A 20,746-nucleotide genomic window follows, 5' to 3' on the forward strand; every position below is an offset into this window, starting at 1 on the left:
GATTGTTGCACTGCCGCATATTGCGCTGTACACCCGGATTTTTGTCGGTGACAACCACAGATAATTGTGGTGTGAACAGTTGATAATGAAATTGAATAGTTCGGTACGACGCGCTTTGTAAAATATTGCTGAGAGATCATGACGGTTGAAATTATCGGACGCGCAAGCGTTGCCCCTGGGGCGGGTTCGATCGAAGAGCTTCAGCTCGTCCTCAAGGAAGGGCGTTGCACTGTAGGCCGCATACCTGAAGAGCGCTGGGACCTTGCGCGCTTTTGGCATCCGGCCATAGGCGTTCCGGGAAAGACCTATAGCTACGCCGCCGGCGTCATCGAGAATATATTCGCCTTCGATCCTGCGGTTTTCGGCCTTTCGCAACGCGAAGCGATGCAGATGGATCCGCAGCAGCGCATCCTGCTCAATGTCGTCTGGCGCGCCTTGGAAGATGCGAACTTGCCGATCGACGGCTTTGAAGGCCAGCGGGTTGGCGTCTACGTCGGCGCATCCTCTCTCGAGCATGGCAATCTGACCCTCGAGGACCCTGCATCGGGTGGCCCGTATTTTATGACGGGCAACACGCTTTCCATCGTTTCCAATCGCATCTCGCATATATTCGGTCTGCGCGGGCCGAGCATGACGATCGATACGGCCTGTTCGTCATCGCTGGTTGCGCTGGATCAGGCGGTACGAGCGTTGGAATGCGGTGAAATCGACACCGCGATCGTCGGCGGCATCAATGTTCTGCTCCACCCCATGTCTTTCGTGGGCTTTGCGCAGGCGCGCATGCTGTCGCCGGAAGGCCTTTGCCGCGCCTATGACGACAACGGCCGCGGCTACGTTCGTGCCGAAGGTGGCGCGGCGATCGTGCTGCGCCGGACCGACGTCGCCTTGCGCGAGAAGGATTGCAGCCACGCCAGAATCCACGCGGTCGGGGTCAATTCCTCGGGCCGCACCAACGGCATCTCGATGCCGTCGCGCGAGGCGCAGGCCGCTTTGCTGCGTTCGATCTACGAAGGGCACAATATCGACGTCAATCGCATTGCCTTCGTCGAGGGTCACGGAACGGGAACGAAGGTCGGCGATCCCGCCGAGATCTGGGCGATCGGCGAAGTTATCGGTCGCAATCGCCGGGCTCCGGTGCCGGTCGGGTCGATCAAGTCCAATATCGGGCATACCGAGCCCGCATCGGGTCTTTTCGGCCTTCTGAAAGCGATGATCGCGCTGGAGAACAACTTCCTGCCGGCGTCGCTGCATTTCGACCAACCCAACGAAAACATCGATTTCGACGGACTGAACGTTCGGGTCAACACCTCAGCTATCGAGCTTCTTCCGGCGAAGCAGGCGCGCTTTGCCGGCGTCAACTCTTTCGGGTTCGGCGGCACCAACGCACATGTCGTCATCAGCGACCCCGATCCGGTTGCGCCGCCCGAACCGCAAATCCGCGGTGACGGAATGGTTTTCGCGGCAAGCGCCCACACGGCCTCGGCGCTTTCGAAATTGCTCGAGGACTACAGGACGCGCCTCGAACATGCCGAGCCCAAGGAGGCTCGCCAGATCGTCGCTTCGGCTGCAGCCAATCGCGAACCGATGCGCCATCGCTTCGCGGCGCGTGCCAAGGACAGCGCTGCGGTGCTGGCGGCGATCGAGGCACACCTCACCGGCAAGAGCTCCGTCGGCGAGGCCGGTGAAGCCCCGGGACAACCCGCCAAGATCGCCTTTGTCTTTTCCGGCAACGGCTCCCAATGGGCAGGCATGGGCGTCGGCGCCTATGAGGAAAATCGTCATTTCCGGCAGTGTTTTCAGTCATTCAGCGCACTTTTTGAATATTATCTGGGCGAGAAGCTGACGGATCTTCTGGTCGCCCCGGATCTTGCCTCGCGTCTGGCCGATACCAAGATTGCGCAACCTCTATTGTTTGCGGTCCAGGCTTCCCTTTCGGATTGCCTGTGGGCCATGGGCGTCAAGCCTGATGCCGTCTTCGGTCACTCCGTCGGCGAAATCGCCGCCGCCTACGCCGCCAAGGCACTGACAGCCGCCGAAGCGGTCGCCATTGTCGCCAAGCGTTCGCTGCATCAGGATCTTCTCGCCGGCGAAGGCAAGATGGCGGCCGTGGTCCTCAACGAGGAGGCAGCGCTTGCTTTCGCAAGATCGCATGGCCTCGACAATATCTGTGTCGCAGCGATCAATGCACCGAATTCGGTAACGATTTCCGGCCCGGTCAGCGAGATCGAGGCATTCAGGGATGCTGCGCGCAAATCTCAGATCGTGGCGCACATCCTCGACATCAACTATCCTTTTCATCATCCGATCATCGATCGCGCCAAGGATGCCTTCCTCGCGGATCTGCCCGATGTGGCGCCGGATAGCGGCACAGGGACCTTCATTTCGACCGTGACGGGCGAACTCAGCGATGGACGGTTGCTGGATACGCAATATTGGTGGCGCAATGTTCGCGATCCGGTGCTCTTCAAGGCTGGCTGTCAGGCCGCCATGGCGATGGGATGTAATCTCTTCGTTGAAATTTCGCCGCGCCCGATCCTTTCCAATTATGTAGCGGAGATCGCAAAGCAGGCATCGGTTCAAGTTGTCGCGATACCGACGCTGCTGCGCGAGGGGCATCTTGCCGGTCACGATCCGGTTTCGCAATCATTCGCCCGCGCGGTCGCCAACGGCGCGCCGGCGTTGCGTGCGCGAGGCAGCGCCACGCGCAATGCTTTCGTCAAGTTGCCGCCGTTGCCGTTCGAACCGATGGAGCTGCGCACCCAGCCGACAAGCGACGAGATCGATATTTTCGGCCGCGATCGCAAAAGCCCATACACTCTGCTCGGCTGGCGGACTGATATCAACGGCTCGAACTGGAAGAACCATCTCGACGCACATCTTTTCGCCGACCTTGCGGAGCACGTCGTCGACGGCAAGGCGATCATGCCTGGGAGCGGTTTCATCGAGATTGCCGTTACGGCCGCACAGCGATATTTCGGGACAGACGAGGTCGAGATCGGCAATCTCGAGATCGTCCGGCCGCTTGAACTGCGCCCGGATCGCATGGTGGAGCTGTCGACGATCCTGTCGCCCGAGACCGGGGACATCGAGATCCGGTCGCGTGAGCGTCTGAGCAATGACGACTGGACCGTTCACGCCGTCGCGCGCTGCCGCAAGCCGCTTGGGGGTGAGGACCTCGGCGGCCATGTCGAAAGACGGGCCAAGGAGCGTAAACTCGTTCTGACCGCCGACATGACCTACCAAACGGCCGAGCGTTTCGGCCTGCACTACGGCCCGCACTTCCAGCTTCTGTCGAAGGCTGTTGCGTTCGGCCGCGATGTTATCGAGGTGGAACTCAAGCCGGCGGCAGCACCCTCGCATCCGTTCGGGGCATATAATCTCAATCCCATGTCGGTCGACGCCGCGTTCCACGGGCTTGTGGCGCTGTTCGATCAGCTCTCCGGAGACGAAGCCGGTGCGCCCTATATTCCGGTTCGCTTCGGCGCGATCAGGGTTTTCGGCAAGGGACGGCCGATCGTCAAAGCGACGATCGAGATCGATCGGTTCAGCGCGAATTCGATAAAGGCCCGTTTCCGCCTGTTCGATGCGGGCGGCGAGCAGATTGTCATTCTTGACGATTGCCGTTTCCGCCGCACACATCTGCGCCGCCGCGCGACGCTTGATTCCGTCGCATTTCATTATGAGAGCATTCCTTCGACCGTCTTTGCCCGCCGCGAAAGTTCGGGAACGGTACTGCCTGATAGTTTGCCTGTGCCTGGCGCCGATCGGGACCATTCGCTCAACAATGCGACCCTTCTTCTCGACGCCGCGATCTATCGTGCCTGCCACGAGATCGCCCTGGCGGTTGCCGACAGGAGTGGCGTCGTCTCGTATTCCAGTCTGCCCGGCGAGCCCGAGTTCAGATCCTTCCTCGTAAACTGCCTCTATATTCTCGAGGATGCCGGCATAGCCTCGGCAAAGGGTGGCGATTGGGATATTCCGCGGGAACCGACATTGCCGCCGGTGGCCGAGCTTCTGCAGGAGATTTATCGCGAGGACGCTGGCCGCGTGGCCGAAACCGTTCTCGTCAACAATGCCTATCGCGAGACGCTTGACCGTCTGGCGGCCATGCGCCCGCATGTCTTGGGGCACGAATCCTCGGCATCGGGGATAAATGCGCCGAGTGCAGCGACGCTGGAGCATGTGCTCGTTCAATCTCCCTTGAGCGAAAGACGGCTCTCGATACTAGCGGCAGCGTTGACGTCGTCCATCGAGGCCAATCCGGAAACCATCGGGCATATTCTCGAAATAGGCTCGGTATCACCGGCTTTCAGCCGCAGATTGGCTGCGATCGCGGCGGCGGCAAGTGCCTGCCTGATCATTGCCGAACCGCGCGAGCAGATGCGTCGCGCGCTGGAAATCGCGTTCGAGCGCGATCCGCATGTGATCGTGACCGAACCGGCCAAATTGGCGGATCGAACGGTCGCCGACATCGTCGTTGCGTCTGGTGATCAGGCCCAGCATCTTCTGCGGCACGACGACGGCGTCAGGGCGATCGCCCGGAGGACCGCGGCCTATGGCGGGCAGTTGCTGCTGGCCGATCGCGCACCGAGCGCCTTCAACGATTTCGTCCTTGGTCTGTCGGAAGGCTGGTTCGCGGACAGCCAGTCGCCGGAATTCCCTGTCGGGCGGCTCGGCACGCCGCAGCAGGTCGAGAATCTTCTGGCCACCCTGGGCTTTACCAAGACGCATGTTCACGAACTGGCCTTTCCGGACGGCGCGTTGATTGCTGTGACCGCTGCCGCGGAGCGTCAGTTGGAAGCAAATGGACAAGCAGATGCCGCGAGCCCGATGCTGATTTTGTCCGAACAGGGCAAGAAGGGCATGGGTAGGCTCGACAAGCGAACGATCGTCATCGATGTCGGCACGTCACCCGTAGATATTGTCGGAGCGCTGGAAACACTCGACCGCGAACCGCGTCGGGTCGTCTATCTGGCGGATGGAAAGCGCGATCGTGATCCAGCCGAGCTGTCGCTGGCTCGTCTTTCGATATTCACCGAATTGGCAAACGCTTTGTCGCGACATGGCGATGGCGGAAGGCCGCGGCTGGTCATTGTCGCACCAGGCGGCTCGCCGCTCGCCAGCGCGTCCATCGATGTTGCCAATGCCGGCCTATGGGCCTTCGCACGCGTTCTCCAGAACGAGTATGACGGCTTCGACGTGCATCTGTTGGACGCCGATGCGAATGACAGGCGGACGATTTCTTCCGTCGAGATGCTTCTGGCCGCGGAGACGGATAACAGAGAGTGGATTCTGGATGGCTCCACGGGAGAAATCCGGGAAATCAGGGCCGCTGCTGGTCCCTTCGCCGCCGTCGAAACGAACCGCCACAACATTGCCGCCGCGACGATCCGGCAGCATGTAAGCGGTCGTCTGGATAGCCTGGCCTGGGAGGAAACAAACCTTCCTGTGCCGGAGGCGGGGGAAGTCGTTGTTGCCGTTGAGGCCACCGGCCTCAATTTCCGCGATGTCATGTGGGCGATGGGCCTTCTGCCGGAAGAGGCATTGGAGGACGGCTTTGCCGGTGCCACGATCGGCATGGAGTTCGCGGGGCGAATTCTGGCGGTGGGAGATGCGATCGACGATCTGCAGCCGGGCGACAAGGTCATGGGCATCGGCCCTGCGGCGTTTTCGACCCATGTGCATGTCCGCCGCGATGGCGTGACCAGGCTGCCGGAGAAGATGGAAACCATTGCTGCCGCGACGGTACCGGTCGCCTTCCTGACGGCCTACTACGCGATGGTCGAACTGGGACGCATTCAATCGGGCGAAACCATCCTGATCCATGGAGCCGCCGGCGGCGTCGGTCTTGCCGCGCTCCAGATAGCCAAGCTCAAGGGCGCCAAGGTGATCGCAACCGCCGGCACGGTCGAGAAGCGTCGCTTCCTCGAAATGCTCGGTGCCGATCATGTGCTCGATTCGCGCTCTCTGGATTTCGTCGCGGGCGTCCGTCAGTTCACGCGCGGCGAAGGCGTCGATCTCGTTCTCAATTCGCTTTTCGCTGAGGCGATGGAGCGCAGCATCGAACTGGTCAAACCCTTCGGGCGTTTCCTGGAGCTGGGCAAGCGCGACTACTATTCCGACCGCAAGATCGGCCTGCGCCCGTTCCGGCGCAATGTCAGCTATTTCGGCATTGATGCCGATCAGTTGCTGGTCAATGTGCCTGACCTGACGCGGCGGATCTTCGCTGAAATCGGTCAGCTCTTTGCAGAAGAAAAACTGACGCCGCTGCCTTACCGCGCCTTCGGTTATGATGAAATCGGCAACGCGTTCCGGCTGATGCAGAATGCCGGCCACATCGGCAAGATCGTCGTGCGGCCGCCCGTCATCGGTATCGATAGCGTCCTGCCAGCGCCGGCAAAGGTCTTGCGTTTCGATTCCGAAGGCATCTTCCTGGTTGTCGGCGGCATCGGCGGTTTTGGACTTGCCGCCGCCGATTGGCTTGTCTCCAAGGGTGCGCGCCGCATCGCTTTGTGCTCACGCCGGGGCGAAGCCGATCCCGAGACGAAGAAGGCAATAGGCGAGTGGGCAAAGCATGGCGCAACGACGACGCTGCACGCCTGCGATATCACCGATGAAGCCGCTGTCGAAGCGTTGCTGGTCTCGCTTCGTACCGAAGGTGTGTTGAAGGGCATCATTCATGCCGCCATGGTCCTCGACGATGCGCTTCTTGCCAACCTGACGCCGGAGCGCAATCGCCCGGTCGTAGAGGTCAAGATACGCGGCTCCGAAATCCTCGACCGGTTGACGCAGAAGGACAAGCTGGAACTCTTCCTGCTGTTCTCGTCGGCGACGACCATGCTCGGCAATCCCGGGCAGGCGAACTATGTGATGGCGAACGGCTATCTGGAGGGGCTGGCGCGAGCGCGCCGCGCGGCAGGCAGGTCTGCGCTCGCCGTTGGTTTCGGTGCTATCGCCGACAAGGGGTTCCTTGCCCGCAACGGCGAGGTCAACGAACTGCTAGCGAAGCGCATCGGCAAGGCCGCTCTGAAGGCCCGCGACGCCTTGGAGCAGGTCGAGCGCTACATACTGGCCGATACCGGCACGGTCAATGCCGCAGCCGTCATGATCGCCGAAATCGACTGGAACGCCGCCCGCCTGCTGCCGATTGCCGGCCGGTCGCTGTTTGAGCCGCTGATGCGCCATACCGGCAGCCATCAATCATTGAACGAAGGCGACGCCATTGATCTCAGGGAGTTGATCAAGGGCAAGTCGGAAGAGGAGGCGCAGGCCGCTCTTCATGCGCTCGTTGCCTTTGAGATTGCCGCGATCCTGCGTGTGACCGAGGATACCGTGACTCCCGACAAGGTCCTGAAGGATATCGGCCTCGATAGCCTGATGGCCATGGAGCTCGGCATGAGCTTTCAGCAGAAGACCGGCTTCGACATTCCCCTGAGTGGCGTAGGCGAAGGCACGACCGTCAGCGATGTGGTCAGCCGTTTGCGTGACCGTGTCATGAATCGCGGCAGCGACGAGACGGAGGGCTCCGCGGTGAACGAAGACCAGGTGGTCGAACGTTTGGCGCGCAGCCATGCCGGGGAGCAGGAAAAGAGAGTCGCCCAGTGACGACGCAAGATGCCGATGGCGACAGAGCGGTGGAACAGACGAAAAGCAACCTGCTGGAACAGATGCGTCGCGTCGGTGAGTCTTCGGGGCGCAATCGGGCCGAACGCTTGAATAGGCAATCGCAGCCACAGCATCGTCAGGCGGCGCGCTTCGAGGATCTGCCGGAATACAAGCGCGTCGAGACGCAGCGCATGGCGGTCGCGATGTTGGGTGTCGGCAATCCTTTTTATCGCTCCCACGACGGCGCAGCCGGTGCGACGACCCGCATCGGCGGGCGTGAGTTCATCAACTTCGCCTCCTACGATTATCTGGCGACCAATACCGACCCGCAGGTCGCGACGAGCGCCAAGCAGGCCATCGATCGTTTTGGAATCTCCGCGTCCGCCAGCCGCCTCGTTGCCGGTGAGCGGCCGGGGCATGTGGAGCTGGAACAGCGGCTTTCCCGTCTCTACGGCGTCGATGCCGCGGTTTGTTTCGTCAGCGGCTACCTGACCAATGTCGCGACGATCGGTTGTCTGATGGGACCGCAGGATCTGGTCATCCACGATGAATTCATTCACAACAGCGCGTTGGCTGGCATCAAGCTCTCTGGTGCCGTGCGCCGGCTTTTCAAGCATAACGACGTCGAGAATCTCGAGGGCATTCTGAAGACGCTCTCGTCCGACTTCCGTCGTATCCTCGTCATCGTCGAGGGCGTGTATTCGATGGATGGCGATGTCGCCGACCTGCCGGCTCTGCTGGAGTTGAAGGCGCGCTACGGTTTCTGGCTGATGGTGGACGAGGCGCATGCGCTCGGCATCCTCGGCAAGACGGGTCGCGGCACCTTCGAGCATTTCGGGCTCGATCCGCGTGATGTCGACATCTGGATGGGCACGCTGTCGAAGACGACGTCGAGCTGCGGCGGCTATATTGCAGGCAGCAGCGCGCTTGCCGATATCCTGAAGGCGGAGGCGGGGGGCTTCGTCTACAGCGTCGGTCTCTCGCCGGTTCTCGCCGCCGCCGCCATCGCCAGCCTCGATATCCTGCAGGCGGAGCCTGAGCGAACCGAGCGGCTCAGGCGCAATGGCCACCTTTTTCTCGAATGCGCGAAAGCGGCGGGCCTCGATACCGGCCTGAGCCTCGGTTACTCGGTCGTGCCGGTCATTGTCGGCGATTCGCTTCGTGCTGCCCAGCTCTCGAACGATCTGCTGGCGGAGGGCATCAACGTGCTGCCCATCATCCATCCGGCCGTGCCGGAGGGAATGGCGCGGCTGCGCTTCTTCATCACCTGTAACCACACCGAGGAGCAAATCCGCCGTGCAGTTGCGCTTACCGCGAGGAAACTCAAGGATTTGCAGGACAGGAATTTCGGTCTGGCCTCGCTCGACATGGACAAGATGATGCAGTTGCTGCCGACGAGCCAAGCCGCAGGCAGGCCATAACTTAGGACGATCATTGCATGCATGTTATCGTCACCGGAGGCTCAAGCGGAATCGGTCTGGCGATAGCGAAACTCTATGCGACCAGAGGCGATCGAGTATCGCTTCTCGCACGCCATCCTGGGCGGCTTGAGCAGGCGCGGGCGGAGATCATATCGCTTTCCGGCATCGACAGTGCCCGTGTTCAAATAGCCTCCGTCGATGTGGCTTCCGCTGATCAGACCACGGCTGCAATAGAGATCTGCGAAGCGTCGTTCGGCCCCTGCGATATTCTGATCGCCTCCGCCGGCATTGTCGAACCGCGCGCTTTCGACGCGATGTCGGCCTCCATCTTCGAAGAGCAGATTTCCATCAATTTCCTCGGAACCGCAAATGCGGTGCGCTCGGTCTATAGGGGCATGAAGGCCCGCCGCAGCGGCAGGATCATGATGATTTCCTCCGGCGCTGCGTTGGTCGGCATTTTCGGCTACACGGCCTACTGCGCTTCCAAGTCGGCGCTGGTCGGCTTTGCCGAAGCCTTGAGCGCCGAAGCCGAGGCTTTTGGCGTCCGCATATCCATCTGCTTCCCGCCCGATACGCTGACACCGCAATATCGGCGGGAAATCTCCATGCGACCCGCCGAAGCGAAAATCCTCATGGGCTCTGTCAAGCCGTGGAGCGCGGAGGCGGTGGCCGCGAGAATCGTTCGCGGACTGGAACAGGGCAAGGCGAAAATCCATTTCGGTTTTTCGCTGGCGGCGCTTGCTTATTTCGGGCCGCTGATTAAGCCGCCGCTGATGTGGTTTATTTCGCGGAAAACGAGAAAAATAATTGGGCAAGAAGCAACGGAAAGCCTTGCCGACGTGACCGACAGAGGTTTTGATCATGGTAAGTAATACGAAATAATCGTCAGCGTTGTGCTATCGGCACACATGGCCGGAAAAAAGTGAGCGAGGGAATCGGCGCCCGCGCTTCACGGGTTGAAAAACGCTGCTGCAGACAGCGGGCATTTGGATGACATAGTCTTGAAACTTCATGATTTTCCAATTCTTTTGACTCTTGCCGGCTTCGCGTTTTCCTGCGTCGTGGTGTTTCTTACCGATAGCCTCGCAATGCCGGCGGCCATCAATGCGCAGAATCGCACCGAGAGAAGCTGGCAACGCCTGATTTACGATTGGGCGGCCAGAATTCCCGTTATCGTGCTGATTTATGCCGCCTTCTTTGCGATTTCCTGGCGTCCGATCTACAGCACCCAGGCGGTCATCAGCTTCTTTGTCATCTTCACCGGGATTTCGCGGGCAAAGTTCGAGTTCATCCGGGAACCCTTGGTCTTTTCAGACATCGCGCTTGTGGTCGACGTCTTCAAATACAAGGAGATTTTCTACGCGACGTCGCTGAATATCTTCTTCTGGGTAATCGCCTTCGGCTACGTCTTCGGCCTCAGCGGTCTCTATATGTATTGGGAACCGTCTGTCCTGCCGGCCGAGAACGGTGTTCTTTGGATTCTCCTGATGTTGGCCGTCGCCTTTTCGCCATGGCTTGCCCTGTTCAGCAGGATCATCAGCGAGCCGGTTTGCCATTTCACGCAGAGGTTTCTCGGCAAGGTCGACGTCAAGATGGATACGGTGCGATTCGGCACCTTCGCTTCGGTCGTCTTTCATTTCGTCATCTGGGTCGGCGTCAGACGCGAGGCGATCGTCACGCAGCTGTCGGAGCGCTTCATTTCAGCGCTGCAGGAGCTGTGGGAGCATGGCGACGACGAACCGCTCGTCGTCATATGGCAATCCGAATCCTTCATCGACCTAAGGCATTTCGGCGTCGAAAGCGTCAAGCTTCCCAATCTTGACCGGCTGCGCGCTCAGGCGGCTCAATGGGGCCGGATGACCAGCGTCTTCGAGGGGGGGTACACGCTGCGCACCGAATTTGCGATGCTGAGCGGGCTGCTGCCCGAAAACGTCCATATCGATGCGAGCTATCCCTATCTGCGCGCCAGCCACTACAAGGACGTCGTCTGGCCCGCACGGCTGAAGAAGGCCGGTTGGAAGACGCAGTTCATTCACCCTTACGACAGGACCTTTTTCCTGCGCCACAAGGCACTGCCGCAGCTCGGCTTCGACCGGATGATGATGCTGGATGAATTCGATCACAATCCGGAGCGCGATGGCCCCTATGTCAGCGACCTCACGCTGACGAAAAGCGTGATCAGGGCGATCGACGAGGATGGCACCGCCAAGAATTTTGTCTTCGTGGCATCCATGGCGAATCACGGCCCCTGGGAGCCCGGCCGATGCGGCGATCTCGTCAATCCGGTGGATATCTATAGCGAGCTTTTGATGCGCGCCGATCATGCGCTCGGCAATCTCGCCCATCATCTCGACAGGCTGGATCGTCCGGTCTGGCTATTGTTCTATGGCGATCACGCGCCCTTGCTGAAGGCTTTTGCCGATCCTTTCCCGGATCCGCGCACCGATTACATCATCGTTCCTCTAGGGCGTGCGCGGGCGCACACGCAGAGGCCGAAACCGCCGCAGGAAGAAGCGCCCTGGAACCTCATCGGCACCTTGCTGCGCTATGCGGGCCTTAGCACCGAGGTTCCGGAGAATGGCTGAAGGGCAGGGGCCCGGAGGCGTTTCCCCGCGAGTGTTTCTCTTCCTTCAGGGGCCGTCCTCGCCTCTATTCGTTGAGATCGCCAGGATATTGCAGGCCGCAGGCAGCCGATGCATCCGCATCAATCTCAATGCCGGGGATTGGATATCCTGGCGTTGGGGGCATGCCGTGAGCTACCGCGGCGATTTCACCGGCTGGCGCGACTATATTCACAGCCAAATCGAAGCCCACGGCATTACGGATGTGATTCTGCACGGTGAAGAACGCCCTTATCATCGCGTCGTCATCGAAGAAGCACAAAGGCTGGGTGCCAGCATCAACGTCGTGGAGATGGGATATTTACGGCCGGATTGGGTGACACTCGAGCGTGACGGGCTGTCTTCCAATTCCCACTTTCCGGCGGACCCCGCCTATATCATCGAGGCGGCGGCGAACCTGCCCGAGCCGGACTGGGCGCGGCGCTTCAGTCAGTCGTTCCTTGCCGAAGCGCTTTACGACCTCGCCTACTATCTGCCGACTGTTTTTCTGTGGTTTCTCTATCCCGGTTACCGGCGGCACGGGCTCTACCATCCGCTGATGGAGTACGCCGGCTGGCTGCGCAGGCTTCCCTCAAGCGACAGAAGGGCAGGCGAGGCGGAAAGCATTATTGAACGGATGATCGGCGGTGGGAGGCGATTCTTCGTCTACCCTTTGCAGCTTCAGACGGACTATCAACTGCGTTCGCACTCGCCCTTCCATCGGCAAGAGGATGCCATCAGGCTGATTCTCCGGTCCTTCGCCGCGAATGCGGCGCCCGAAACGCATCTTGTCGTCAAGCTGCATCCGCTCGACAACGGGCTCGTCGATTGGAAAGCCTATATCGCTCAAATCAGCGCATCGTCCGGTTTGTCCGACCGGGTTCATTTCATCGATGGCGGAAATCTCGAAAAATTAACCGCCGCAAGCCAAGGCATGGTGACGGTCAATTCCACGGCGGCATTTTCAGCTCTGCAGGCGGATAAGCCGGTCAAGGTCCTCGGCACGGCCGTCTACGACATGGCGGGGCTGACTGATCAGAAGCCCTTGGATCGGTTTTGGCTGGATCCGGAACTGCCTTTGGCAGAGCTCCGCGACGCATTCTTCAGGCTGCTTGCTGCAAGCGTGCAAGTGCGGGGCAATTTCTGCTCGAAGGCGGGCGCGCGGGCGGCGGCCGCACGGATTGCCGAAAGATTGCTGTCAGGAACGGTCAACCTGCCAGGCGCCTACATGGATAAGGCACCGCGGCAGAAGCCAGAGAAGGTCCATATACCGTGATCGCCCGAAGCATCGGCGATGCGACCCTGAAATTGACATGGCAGCCGCTTATATGCGGAATTGCAATAAACTTAACGCAGCGATTCGACGTTGGGATAGAGAACACAGAACTGTTTGCCGGGAGCAAACGTCATGGATGGCAGTAAGATGGAAAGATTTATGCTGAAAGAGCTGCTTATGATCATAGCGGCTCTCGTGCTCGTTTCCGTAGTGCTTCTGACGATCGTCATCACCGGCAATTATTGAGCGGCGCGCCATAGCGCCTTCGAAAAGCATTTCGCCAGAGAGCAATTGATCTGCTTCCGACACAATAATCTGATGAAAAATAGATCTGAAAAATGGTGGGCGATGAGAGACTCGAACTCCCGACATCCTCGGTGTAAACGAGGCGCTCTACCAACTGAGCTAATCGCCCTTCAGCGGAGCGAGCCATTCGCCCGCCGCATTCGGTGGCCGTGATCTATGCGGAACGGCAAAAAACCGCAAGAGTGTTTGTGAAGATTTTTTGATTTTTTTGCTCCTTGCGCATGTTCGGCCGTCGTCATCCACATGCGCCGATAGGAAGGAAGATCGATTGCAGCGGTGCATGTGAGGCGCTGATGAAATGCGTGAGGCGGGAAGCTGCTATGCCAAATCGACGGGACGGAAAATTGCCGGCGAGCTTCTCCAAAACAATTAGCGCTCTGTCATCGATTTGTATTCAAACCTGCTTGACACCCAAACACGAACCCCGTAGTTAGCCGCTCATCGAACGGCGAGGCCGCTTTGATGGGTGCGAAAGCGCTCGGAATACTTGAAATGAATGCGGGTGTAGCTCAGTTGGTTAGAGTGCCGGCCTGTCACGCCGGAGGTCGCGGGTTCGAGCCCCGTCACTCGCGCCATTTCAAGGTAAGTTCCGGGTCTGGCGCTCGGCTGAAAGGCCAAACGATGCGCGGGTGTAGCTCAGTCGGTTAGAGTGCCGGCCTGTCACGCCGGAGGTCGCGGGTTCGAGCCCCGTCACTCGCGCCATTCTTTCCAAGCCATTACAATCAATCATCAATTTTTTGCGATTGCGAAAGACCCTTTTCGCGTTTGCGCGGATTTGTCGCGATGCAGTCGCAACATATTGATATCTACCGCTCGGTAGTACTCCAAACGACAGATTCAAAAGGCTTGCGCGCGCGCTCTGCCTGCGCTAACCACGGCTTTGTTGCAACGCTCTTTCGCCTGGCTTGGGCATTTGCTCAAAGGCGCCCCCCAGGCGCTCATGGCAGGCAGGGATGGACATGATGACTGGACTGCTCAGTTCCTATATTCCGATAGCGATTTTCATTGGTATTGCCCTGGTGATAGGCTTGGCGTTGTTGATCACGCCGTTTGCCGTCGCCTTCAAGGCGCCTGACTCGGAAAAGCTGTCGGCTTATGAATGCGGCTTCAACGCATTCGATGACGCCCGCATGAAGTTCGATATCCGCTTCTATCTGGTATCGATTCTCTTCATCATATTCGACCTGGAAGTCGCCTTCCTCTTCCCCTGGGCCGTATCCTTCGGTGCGATCGGCTGGTTCGGGTTCTGGTCGATGATGGTGTTCCTCGCGGTGCTGACCATCGGCTTTATCTATGAATGGAAAAAGGGAGCCCTGGAATGGGAGTAGCCCAAAGCAACACGACGCTCGTTGCGCCGCAGCCGAAGGGGATTATCGATCCCGCAACCGGCAGGCCTGTCGGCAGCAATGATCCGTTCTTCGGCGAGATCAACAATGAACTCGCCGACAAGGGTTTTCTGGTCACGTCTACCGATGAGTTGATCAATTGGGCTCGTACCGGCTCGCTGATGTGGATGACCTTCGGTCTGGCCTGCTGTGCAGTCGAGATGATGCAGGTCTCCATGCCGCGTTACGACGTCGAGCGCTTCGGCTTCGCCCCGCGCGCTTCGCCGCGCCAGTCCGACGTCATGATCGTCGCCGGCACGCTGACCAACAAGATGGCGCCGGCGCTCCGCAAGGTCTACGACCAGATGCCTGAGCCGCGTTACGTGATCTCGATGGGCTCCTGCGCCAACGGCGGCGGTTACTATCATTATTCCTATTCGGTTGTTCGCGGATGCGACCGCATCGTGCCGATCGACATTTACATACCGGGCTGTCCTCCCACTGCGGAGGCGCTGCTTTACGGCGTGCTTCTGCTGCAGAAGAAAATCCGGCGCACCGGCACGATCGAACGGTAAGGCAGGGGACAAGGCATTATGAGTGAAGCCCTGAACGAACTCGCCGCTTACCTCACGGAAGTTCGCAGCGCTCTGATCTCGTCGAGCGAGATCAAGTATGGCGAGCTGAATGTGACGACGACGGCCGAAAACGTTATCGCACTGCTGACATTCCTGCGCGACGACGCCAAGTGCGGCTTCGTCAACATGACGGATATTTGCGGCGTCGACTGGCCGCAGCGCGCCGAGCGCTTCGATGTCGTCTATCATCTGCTGTCGCCGAAGAAGAATCTGCGCATCCGCGTCAAGGTTCCGGTCGGCGAGGACCAGCCTGTTCCCTCCGCCTGCGGCATCTATCCCGGTGCCGACTGGTTCGAGCGCGAAACCTGGGACATGTACGGCGTTCTCTTCACCGGCCATCCGGATCTGCGCCGCCTCCTGACCGATTACGGTTTCGAAGGCCATCCGCTGCGCAAGGATTTCCCGACCACCGGTTTCGTTGAAGTTCGCTATGACGACGCCGCCAAGCGCGTCGTCTACGAGCCTGTGGAGCTGAAGCAGGAATTCCGCAACTTCGATTTCTTGTCCCCTTGGGAAGGCACGGATTATGTGCTGCCCGGCGACGAGAAGGCGAAGGCATAATTTGAGGCGTGTGGCGGGCTCGAACCTGCCATTCTCTGAATATCGGACAACGCGAGCATCGCCGCCATGACAGAACATAACGTTCGCAACTTCAACATCAATTTCGGCCCACAGCATCCGGCTGCACACGGCGTTTTGCGTCTTGTCCTCGAACTGGACGGCGAAATTGTGGAACGCGTCGATCCGCATATCGGCTTGCTGCATCGCGGCACGGAAAAGCTGATCGAATCGAAGACCTATCTGCAGGCCGTTCCTTACTTCGATCGCCTCGACTACGTGGCGCCGATGAACCAGGAACATGCCTATGCGCTGGCCGTCGAGAAGCTGCTCGGCATCGATATCCCGATCCGCGGCCAGCTGATCCGCGTGCTCTATTCGGAAATCGGCCGCATCCTGTCGCATCTCTTGAACGTCACTACGCAGGCCATGGACGTCGGCGCTCTGACGCCGCCGCTCTGGGGCTTCGAAGAGCGCGAAAAGCTGATGGTCTTCTATGAGCGCGCCTCGGGCTCGCGCATGCATGCGGCTTATGTTCGTCCGGGCGGCGTTCACCAGGATCTCCCGGAAAAGCTCGTTCAGGATATCGGTGATTGGTGCGATCCGTTCCTGAAGGCGCTCGACGATATCGATGACCTTCTGACCGGCAACCGCATCTTCAAGCAGCGTAACGTCGATATCGGCGTAGTCTCGCTGGAAGACTGTTGGGCCTGGGGTTTCTCGGGCGTCATGGTTCGTGGTTCCGGCGCCGCATGGGACCTGCGCAAGGCGCAGCCGTATGAGTGCTATTCCGATCTCGAATTCGACATTCCGATCGGCAAGAACGGCGATTGCTACGACCGGTATCTGATCCGCATGATCGAAATGCGTGAGTCCGTCCGCATCATGAAGCAGTGCGTCAACCGCCTGCTCGGCGACGCCAAGACCGGACCGGTCTCGTCGCTGGACGGTAAGGTCGTGCCGCCGAAGCGTGGCGAGATGAAGCGCTCGATGGAAGCGCTGATCCACCATTTCAAGCTTTATACCGAAGGCTACCATGTGCCTGCCGGCGAAGTTTACGCAGCCGTCGAAGCGCCGAAGGGCGAGTTCGGTGTCTACCTCGTCTCCGACGGTTCCAACAAGCCTTACCGCTGCAAGATCCGCGCGCCGGGCTATGCGCATCTGCAGGCCATGGATTTCATGTGCCGCGGTCATCAGCTTGCCGATGTCGCCGCAGTGCTTGGTTCGCTCGACATCGTCTTCGGCGAGGTGGATCGTTGATGCGAGCCTGGCAGGTCGTCATCCCCGCGCTTCTTGTCGCCTGCAGTGCTTCGGCCCAACAGGCCAGCTCGGCGCAGAGCTTGCCCAGCATCAATCTGCAGGGCTCGAAAGCAACGGGTGGCAACACTGCAAAAAGCGGAAATACGGCCCCGTCGGGCGCGGATTCGACCATGGCCGATCTCGTCTCGCGTGGTTATGAAATCAAGGCCGCTGTGCCGAACGGCGGCAAGTTCGTTGTGTTTATGCAGAAAGACCAGTCGGCCTACGCCTGCGAATTTTCGTCTCTGACGGATACGCGGTGTGGGTCCTTAAACTGAGATAAGGCGTGAAAGATGTCCGTTCGTCGACTAGCCGAAGATCAATTCCAGCCTGCCGCTTTCGCCTTCAGCGATGACAACGCGGTGTGGGCGGAAAAGACGATCAAGAAATACCCCGAGGGACGCCAGCAGTCCGCGATCATCCCGCTGATGATGCGCGCGCAGGAGCAGGAAGGCTGGGTCACCAAGGCGGCGATCGAGAAGATCGCCGACATGCTGGATATGGCCTATATCCGTGCGCTTGAAGTCGCCACCTTCTATACGCAGTTCCAGCTGCATCCGGTCGGCACGCGGGCGCATATTCAGGTTTGCGGCACGACGCCCTGCATGCTGCGCGGATCCGAGGGGCTGATCAAGATCTGCAAGAGCAAGATCAATGCGCATGCCTTCGACCGCAATGCCGACGGCACGCTCTCCTGGGAAGAGGTCGAATGTCAGGGCGCCTGCGTCAACGCACCGATGGTGGTGATCGGCAAGGATACCTATGAGGATCTGACGCCGGCACGTCTCGAGGAGATCATCGATGCGTTCGCCGCAGGCAAGGGCAGCGAAGTCAAGACCGGCCCTCAGATCGACCGCATTTTCTCCGCACCGGAAGGCGGGCTGACGTCTTTGACATCAGAAGAGCCGAAGGCGAAGACAACGGGAGCCAAGGCCAAGGCTGACGCTGTTTCGATCCCGCCGTCTGAAGCGGCGCGCCCGAAGAGCACGGATGCCGAAACCAACCAGAGCCTGAAGACGCCTGCAACCGCGCCGGCCGAGGCGGCAAAGAACGCCAAGGCATCGGAAGCGCAGCCGCTTTCCGCAACGGCAGCGTCTGCTACCGTGACGGAGAAGGCCGAGGGTGCGCAGAAGCCGTCTCTCACGGATAAGGATCGTCCCGCCGGCATCGAGAAGCCCGCGCAGCCGGACGATCTCAAGCTGATTTCTGGCGTCGGTCCGAAGATCGAGTCCGTTTTGCATGAGCTCGGCATCTTCACCTTCGCGCAGGTTGCGAGCTGGAAGAAGGCCGAGCGCGAGTGGGTCGACGGCTACCTGAATTTCAAGGGCCGCATCGAACGCGACGACTGGATCAAGCAGGCTAAGGCACTCGCTAAGGGTGGCGAAGCGGAATATATCAAGGTCTTCGGCAAGAAGCCGCGGTAAGAGGTGAAGCATGTTACAAGATCAAGATCGCATCTTTACCAATATCTACGGCCACAAGGACAAGTCCCTGAAGGGCGCGATGTCGCGCGGCCATTGGGACGGCACCAAGCAGATCCTCGAAAAGGGTCGTGACTGGATCATCAACGAGATGAAGGCTTCCGGCCTTCGCGGTCGCGGCGGCGCAGGCTTCCCGACCGGCCTCAAGTGGTCCTTCATGCCGAAGGAAAGCGACGGCCGTCCGCACTATCTCGTCGTCAATGCCGACGAGTCGGAGCCGGGCACCTGCAAGGACCGTGACATCATGCGTCACGATCCGCATACGCTGATCGAAGGCTGCGTCATCGCCGGTTTCGCCATGGGCGCAAACACTGCCTACATCTACGTCCGCGGCGAATATATGCGCGAACGCGAAGCCCTGCAGGCGGCAATCGACGAGTGCTACGATGCCGGACTTCTGGGTAAAAACAACAAGCTCGGCTGGGATTTTGATGTTTTCGTTCATCATGGTGCCGGCGCCTACATCTGTGGCGAGGAAACCGCGCTGCTCGAAAGCCTGGAAGGCAAGAAGGGCCAGCCGCGCCTGAAGCCACCTTTCCCGGCCAATATGGGTCTCTACGGTTGCCCGACCACCGTCAATAACGTCGAGTCGATTGCCGTTGCCCCGACGATCCTGCGCCGCGGCGCAGGCTGGTTTTCGTCCTTCGGTCGTCCGAATAATGTCGGCACGAAGCTGTTCATGCTGTCCGGTCACGTCAATCGCCCGTGCACGGTCGAAGAAACGATGGGCATCACTTTCCGCGAGCTGGTCGACAAGCATGCCGGCGGCATTCGCGGCGGCTGGGACAATCTGCTGGCCGTCATTCCCGGCGGCGCATCGTGCCCTGTGGTTCCGGCGGCTGACATCATCGACTGCCCGATGGATTTCGACGGCCTGCGCGATGTCAAATCGTCCTTCGGCACCGCGGCGGCGATCGTTATGGATAAGTCGACCGACATCATCAAGGCGATTGCTCGCATCTCGGCCTTCTTCAAGCATGAAAGCTGCGGCCAGTGTACGCCGTGCCGCGAAGGAACGGGCTGGATGTGGCGTGTTCTGGAACGCATGGAGCGCGGCAATGCGCAGAAGCGCGAAATCGACATGCTGTTTCAGGTGACGAAGCAGATCGAAGGTCATACTATCTGCGCGCTCGGTGACGCAGCCGCATGGCCGGTGCAAGGCCTGATCCGCAACTTCCGTCCCGAGATCGAAAAGCGCATCGACCAGTATACGGCCAATGCGACGAGCCACGGCGCGGTGCTGGAAGCAGCCGAGTAAGGATTGTCATGGCGAAGACCAAGGATATCAAGCAGGACAGCGGGGCGGCCGATGCATCGGCCGATTTCGCTCGCGTTGCTGCCGATATGCTGCGGAACGCGCCGGTCATGCCGATCCATCCGCTGATGGCCCATCCGGCAGCCGCGTTCGCCGCTGCGTCCGCCATAGGGTTCGGGTTCACGTCGCAGATCGCCGGCGCGTTCTTCGGTGCGCTGCAGGGCGCTGTCGAAGCGGCGAGCAAACGTTCTGTCGCGCCGGACGAAAAGGATGATGCCGTCGCCGCGGAAAGGCCGGTGGCAAAGAAGGATGGGGCAGGGGAAGCGAAGCCGGCAAAGGCATCGCCCGCCGCCAAACCCGCCGCTGCAAAGCCTGCCACTGCAAAGCCGGCAGCCGTGAAGAAGGTCGAGCCGAAGCCGGCTGCGGTGAAAACTGCGCCAGCCAAGGCGGTGGCCAAGACGAAAGCCAAGATCGCCGTTGTAGAGCCGGTCGCGGCGAAGCCCGTTGCGAGCCCTGTGCGCAGCCGCAAGGCCGCGGCGAAGGCTGACGACCTGAAGCGGATTTCCGGCATCGGTCCGAAACTGGAGCAGGTGTTGAACGGACGCGGCATCCAGCGTTTCGCCGATATCGTCGCCTGGAGCGACGCGGATATCGAGCGGATCGACGCGGAGCTTGGGTTCGACGGCCGCATCCGGCGCGACGACTGGGTCAGCCAGGCGAAGGCGCTCCTGCCGAAAGGGCGGAGTTAAGATTTTTCCCCGGCTGTTTCTCGCAGCCAGGGAGGTGAATGAAGGCGGTGGAAATGTTGCGGGCGCTATCCCCAATGTTTCGGTCGGCGCGCTGATCTTGCGGGGACAAGATTGGGCAAGGCTTATTGTGAGCAAACCAGTGCCACGCGGTTTCGTGCCGTGCCGGTGGCAAGCTGGTGTTGCGATTATGAAATTGTCTGCGGCCAGGTTCGGCTGGAGACGTGACATAGGACTGA

13 protein-coding genes and 3 tRNA genes are annotated in these 20,746 nt (G+C 60.0%); 15 read left to right on the forward strand and 1 reads right to left on the reverse strand.

Features of this window, described 5'->3' with window-relative positions; genetic code table 11:
• The first annotated feature begins 138 nt into the window (after positions 1 to 138).
• From FHT29_RS21325 to FHT29_RS21345, 5 genes are all read left to right on the forward strand, one after another.
• Positions 139 to 7,605 carry a type I polyketide synthase gene (locus tag FHT29_RS21325; RefSeq protein WP_168600106.1) on the forward strand — a complete coding sequence of 2,489 codons (7,467 nt, stop codon included), beginning with the start codon at positions 139 to 141 and terminating at the stop codon, positions 7,603 to 7,605.
• Between the two features lie 62 nt (positions 7,606 to 7,667).
• A complete protein-coding gene (locus FHT29_RS21330) occupies positions 7,668 to 9,026 on the forward strand; it encodes an aminotransferase class I/II-fold pyridoxal phosphate-dependent enzyme (RefSeq protein ID WP_080760445.1) in 1,359 nt (452 codons plus the stop codon).
• Between the two features lie 17 nt (positions 9,027 to 9,043).
• Positions 9,044 to 9,898, forward strand: a complete 855-nt coding sequence (locus FHT29_RS21335) for an SDR family oxidoreductase (RefSeq protein WP_037194223.1) — start codon at positions 9,044 to 9,046, stop codon at positions 9,896 to 9,898.
• A gap of 129 nt (positions 9,899 to 10,027) precedes the next feature.
• Positions 10,028 to 11,611: a sulfatase-like hydrolase/transferase gene (locus FHT29_RS21340; RefSeq protein WP_244655126.1), complete on the forward strand. Its 1,584-nt coding sequence runs from the start codon at positions 10,028 to 10,030 to the stop codon at positions 11,609 to 11,611.
• Positions 11,604 to 12,902 carry a capsular biosynthesis protein gene (locus FHT29_RS21345; protein ID WP_037194233.1) on the forward strand — a complete coding sequence of 433 codons (1,299 nt, stop codon included), beginning with the start codon at positions 11,604 to 11,606 and terminating at the stop codon, positions 12,900 to 12,902. Before FHT29_RS21340 ends, FHT29_RS21345 begins: the two co-directional genes overlap by 8 nt.
• Positions 12,903 to 13,241: 339 nt before the next feature.
• Here the strand turns inward: FHT29_RS21345 and FHT29_RS21350 are convergent.
• Positions 13,242 to 13,317, reverse strand: a tRNA-Val gene (locus FHT29_RS21350).
• A 389-nt stretch (positions 13,318 to 13,706) separates the two neighbouring features.
• Here FHT29_RS21350 and FHT29_RS21355 point away from each other — a divergent pair.
• The 10 genes from FHT29_RS21355 (at position 13,707) to FHT29_RS21400 (ending at position 20,510) form a co-directional block, all read left to right on the forward strand.
• Positions 13,707 to 13,783, forward strand: a tRNA-Asp gene (locus FHT29_RS21355).
• Between the two features lie 50 nt (positions 13,784 to 13,833).
• Positions 13,834 to 13,910: transfer RNA gene (locus tag FHT29_RS21360), tRNA-Asp, on the forward strand.
• 260 nt (positions 13,911 to 14,170) lie between these two features.
• Positions 14,171 to 14,536, forward strand: coding sequence for an NADH-quinone oxidoreductase subunit A (locus FHT29_RS21365; protein ID WP_034489570.1), 366 nt, complete (start codon positions 14,171 to 14,173; stop codon positions 14,534 to 14,536).
• Positions 14,527 to 15,108, forward strand: coding sequence for an NADH-quinone oxidoreductase subunit B (locus tag FHT29_RS21370; RefSeq protein WP_037194235.1), 582 nt, complete (start codon positions 14,527 to 14,529; stop codon positions 15,106 to 15,108). Before FHT29_RS21365 ends, FHT29_RS21370 begins: the two co-directional genes overlap by 10 nt.
• Positions 15,109 to 15,126: 18 nt before the next feature.
• A complete protein-coding gene (locus tag FHT29_RS21375; protein WP_037194237.1) occupies positions 15,127 to 15,729 on the forward strand; it encodes an NADH-quinone oxidoreductase subunit C in 603 nt (200 codons plus the stop codon).
• A 66-nt stretch (positions 15,730 to 15,795) separates the two neighbouring features.
• Positions 15,796 to 16,986 (forward strand): NADH-quinone oxidoreductase subunit D, encoded by a 1,191-nt coding sequence (locus FHT29_RS21380; protein WP_037194239.1) that lies wholly within the window; start codon positions 15,796 to 15,798, stop codon positions 16,984 to 16,986.
• Positions 16,986 to 17,303 (forward strand): hypothetical protein, encoded by a 318-nt coding sequence (locus FHT29_RS21385; protein ID WP_037194241.1) that lies wholly within the window; start codon positions 16,986 to 16,988, stop codon positions 17,301 to 17,303. The genes FHT29_RS21380 and FHT29_RS21385 overlap by 1 nt, the downstream gene beginning before the upstream one ends.
• Before the next feature lie 15 nt (positions 17,304 to 17,318).
• A complete protein-coding gene (locus FHT29_RS21390; RefSeq protein WP_037194243.1) occupies positions 17,319 to 18,449 on the forward strand; it encodes an NADH-quinone oxidoreductase subunit E in 1,131 nt (376 codons plus the stop codon).
• Between the two features lie 10 nt (positions 18,450 to 18,459).
• Complete coding sequence (nuoF, locus tag FHT29_RS21395) at positions 18,460 to 19,764, forward strand: NADH-quinone oxidoreductase subunit NuoF (protein ID WP_037194245.1); 1,305 nt, start codon at positions 18,460 to 18,462, stop codon at positions 19,762 to 19,764.
• Between the two features lie 8 nt (positions 19,765 to 19,772).
• Entirely contained in the window at positions 19,773 to 20,510 is a 738-nt protein-coding gene (locus FHT29_RS21400) for an NADH-ubiquinone oxidoreductase (RefSeq protein WP_051963353.1), read from the forward strand.
• Positions 20,511 to 20,746 lie beyond the last annotated feature (236 nt).

Source organism: Rhizobium sp. SG741, assembly GCF_012275435.1.
In the GTDB taxonomy this organism is placed as follows: Bacteria; Pseudomonadota; Alphaproteobacteria; order Rhizobiales; family Rhizobiaceae; genus Rhizobium; species Rhizobium lusitanum.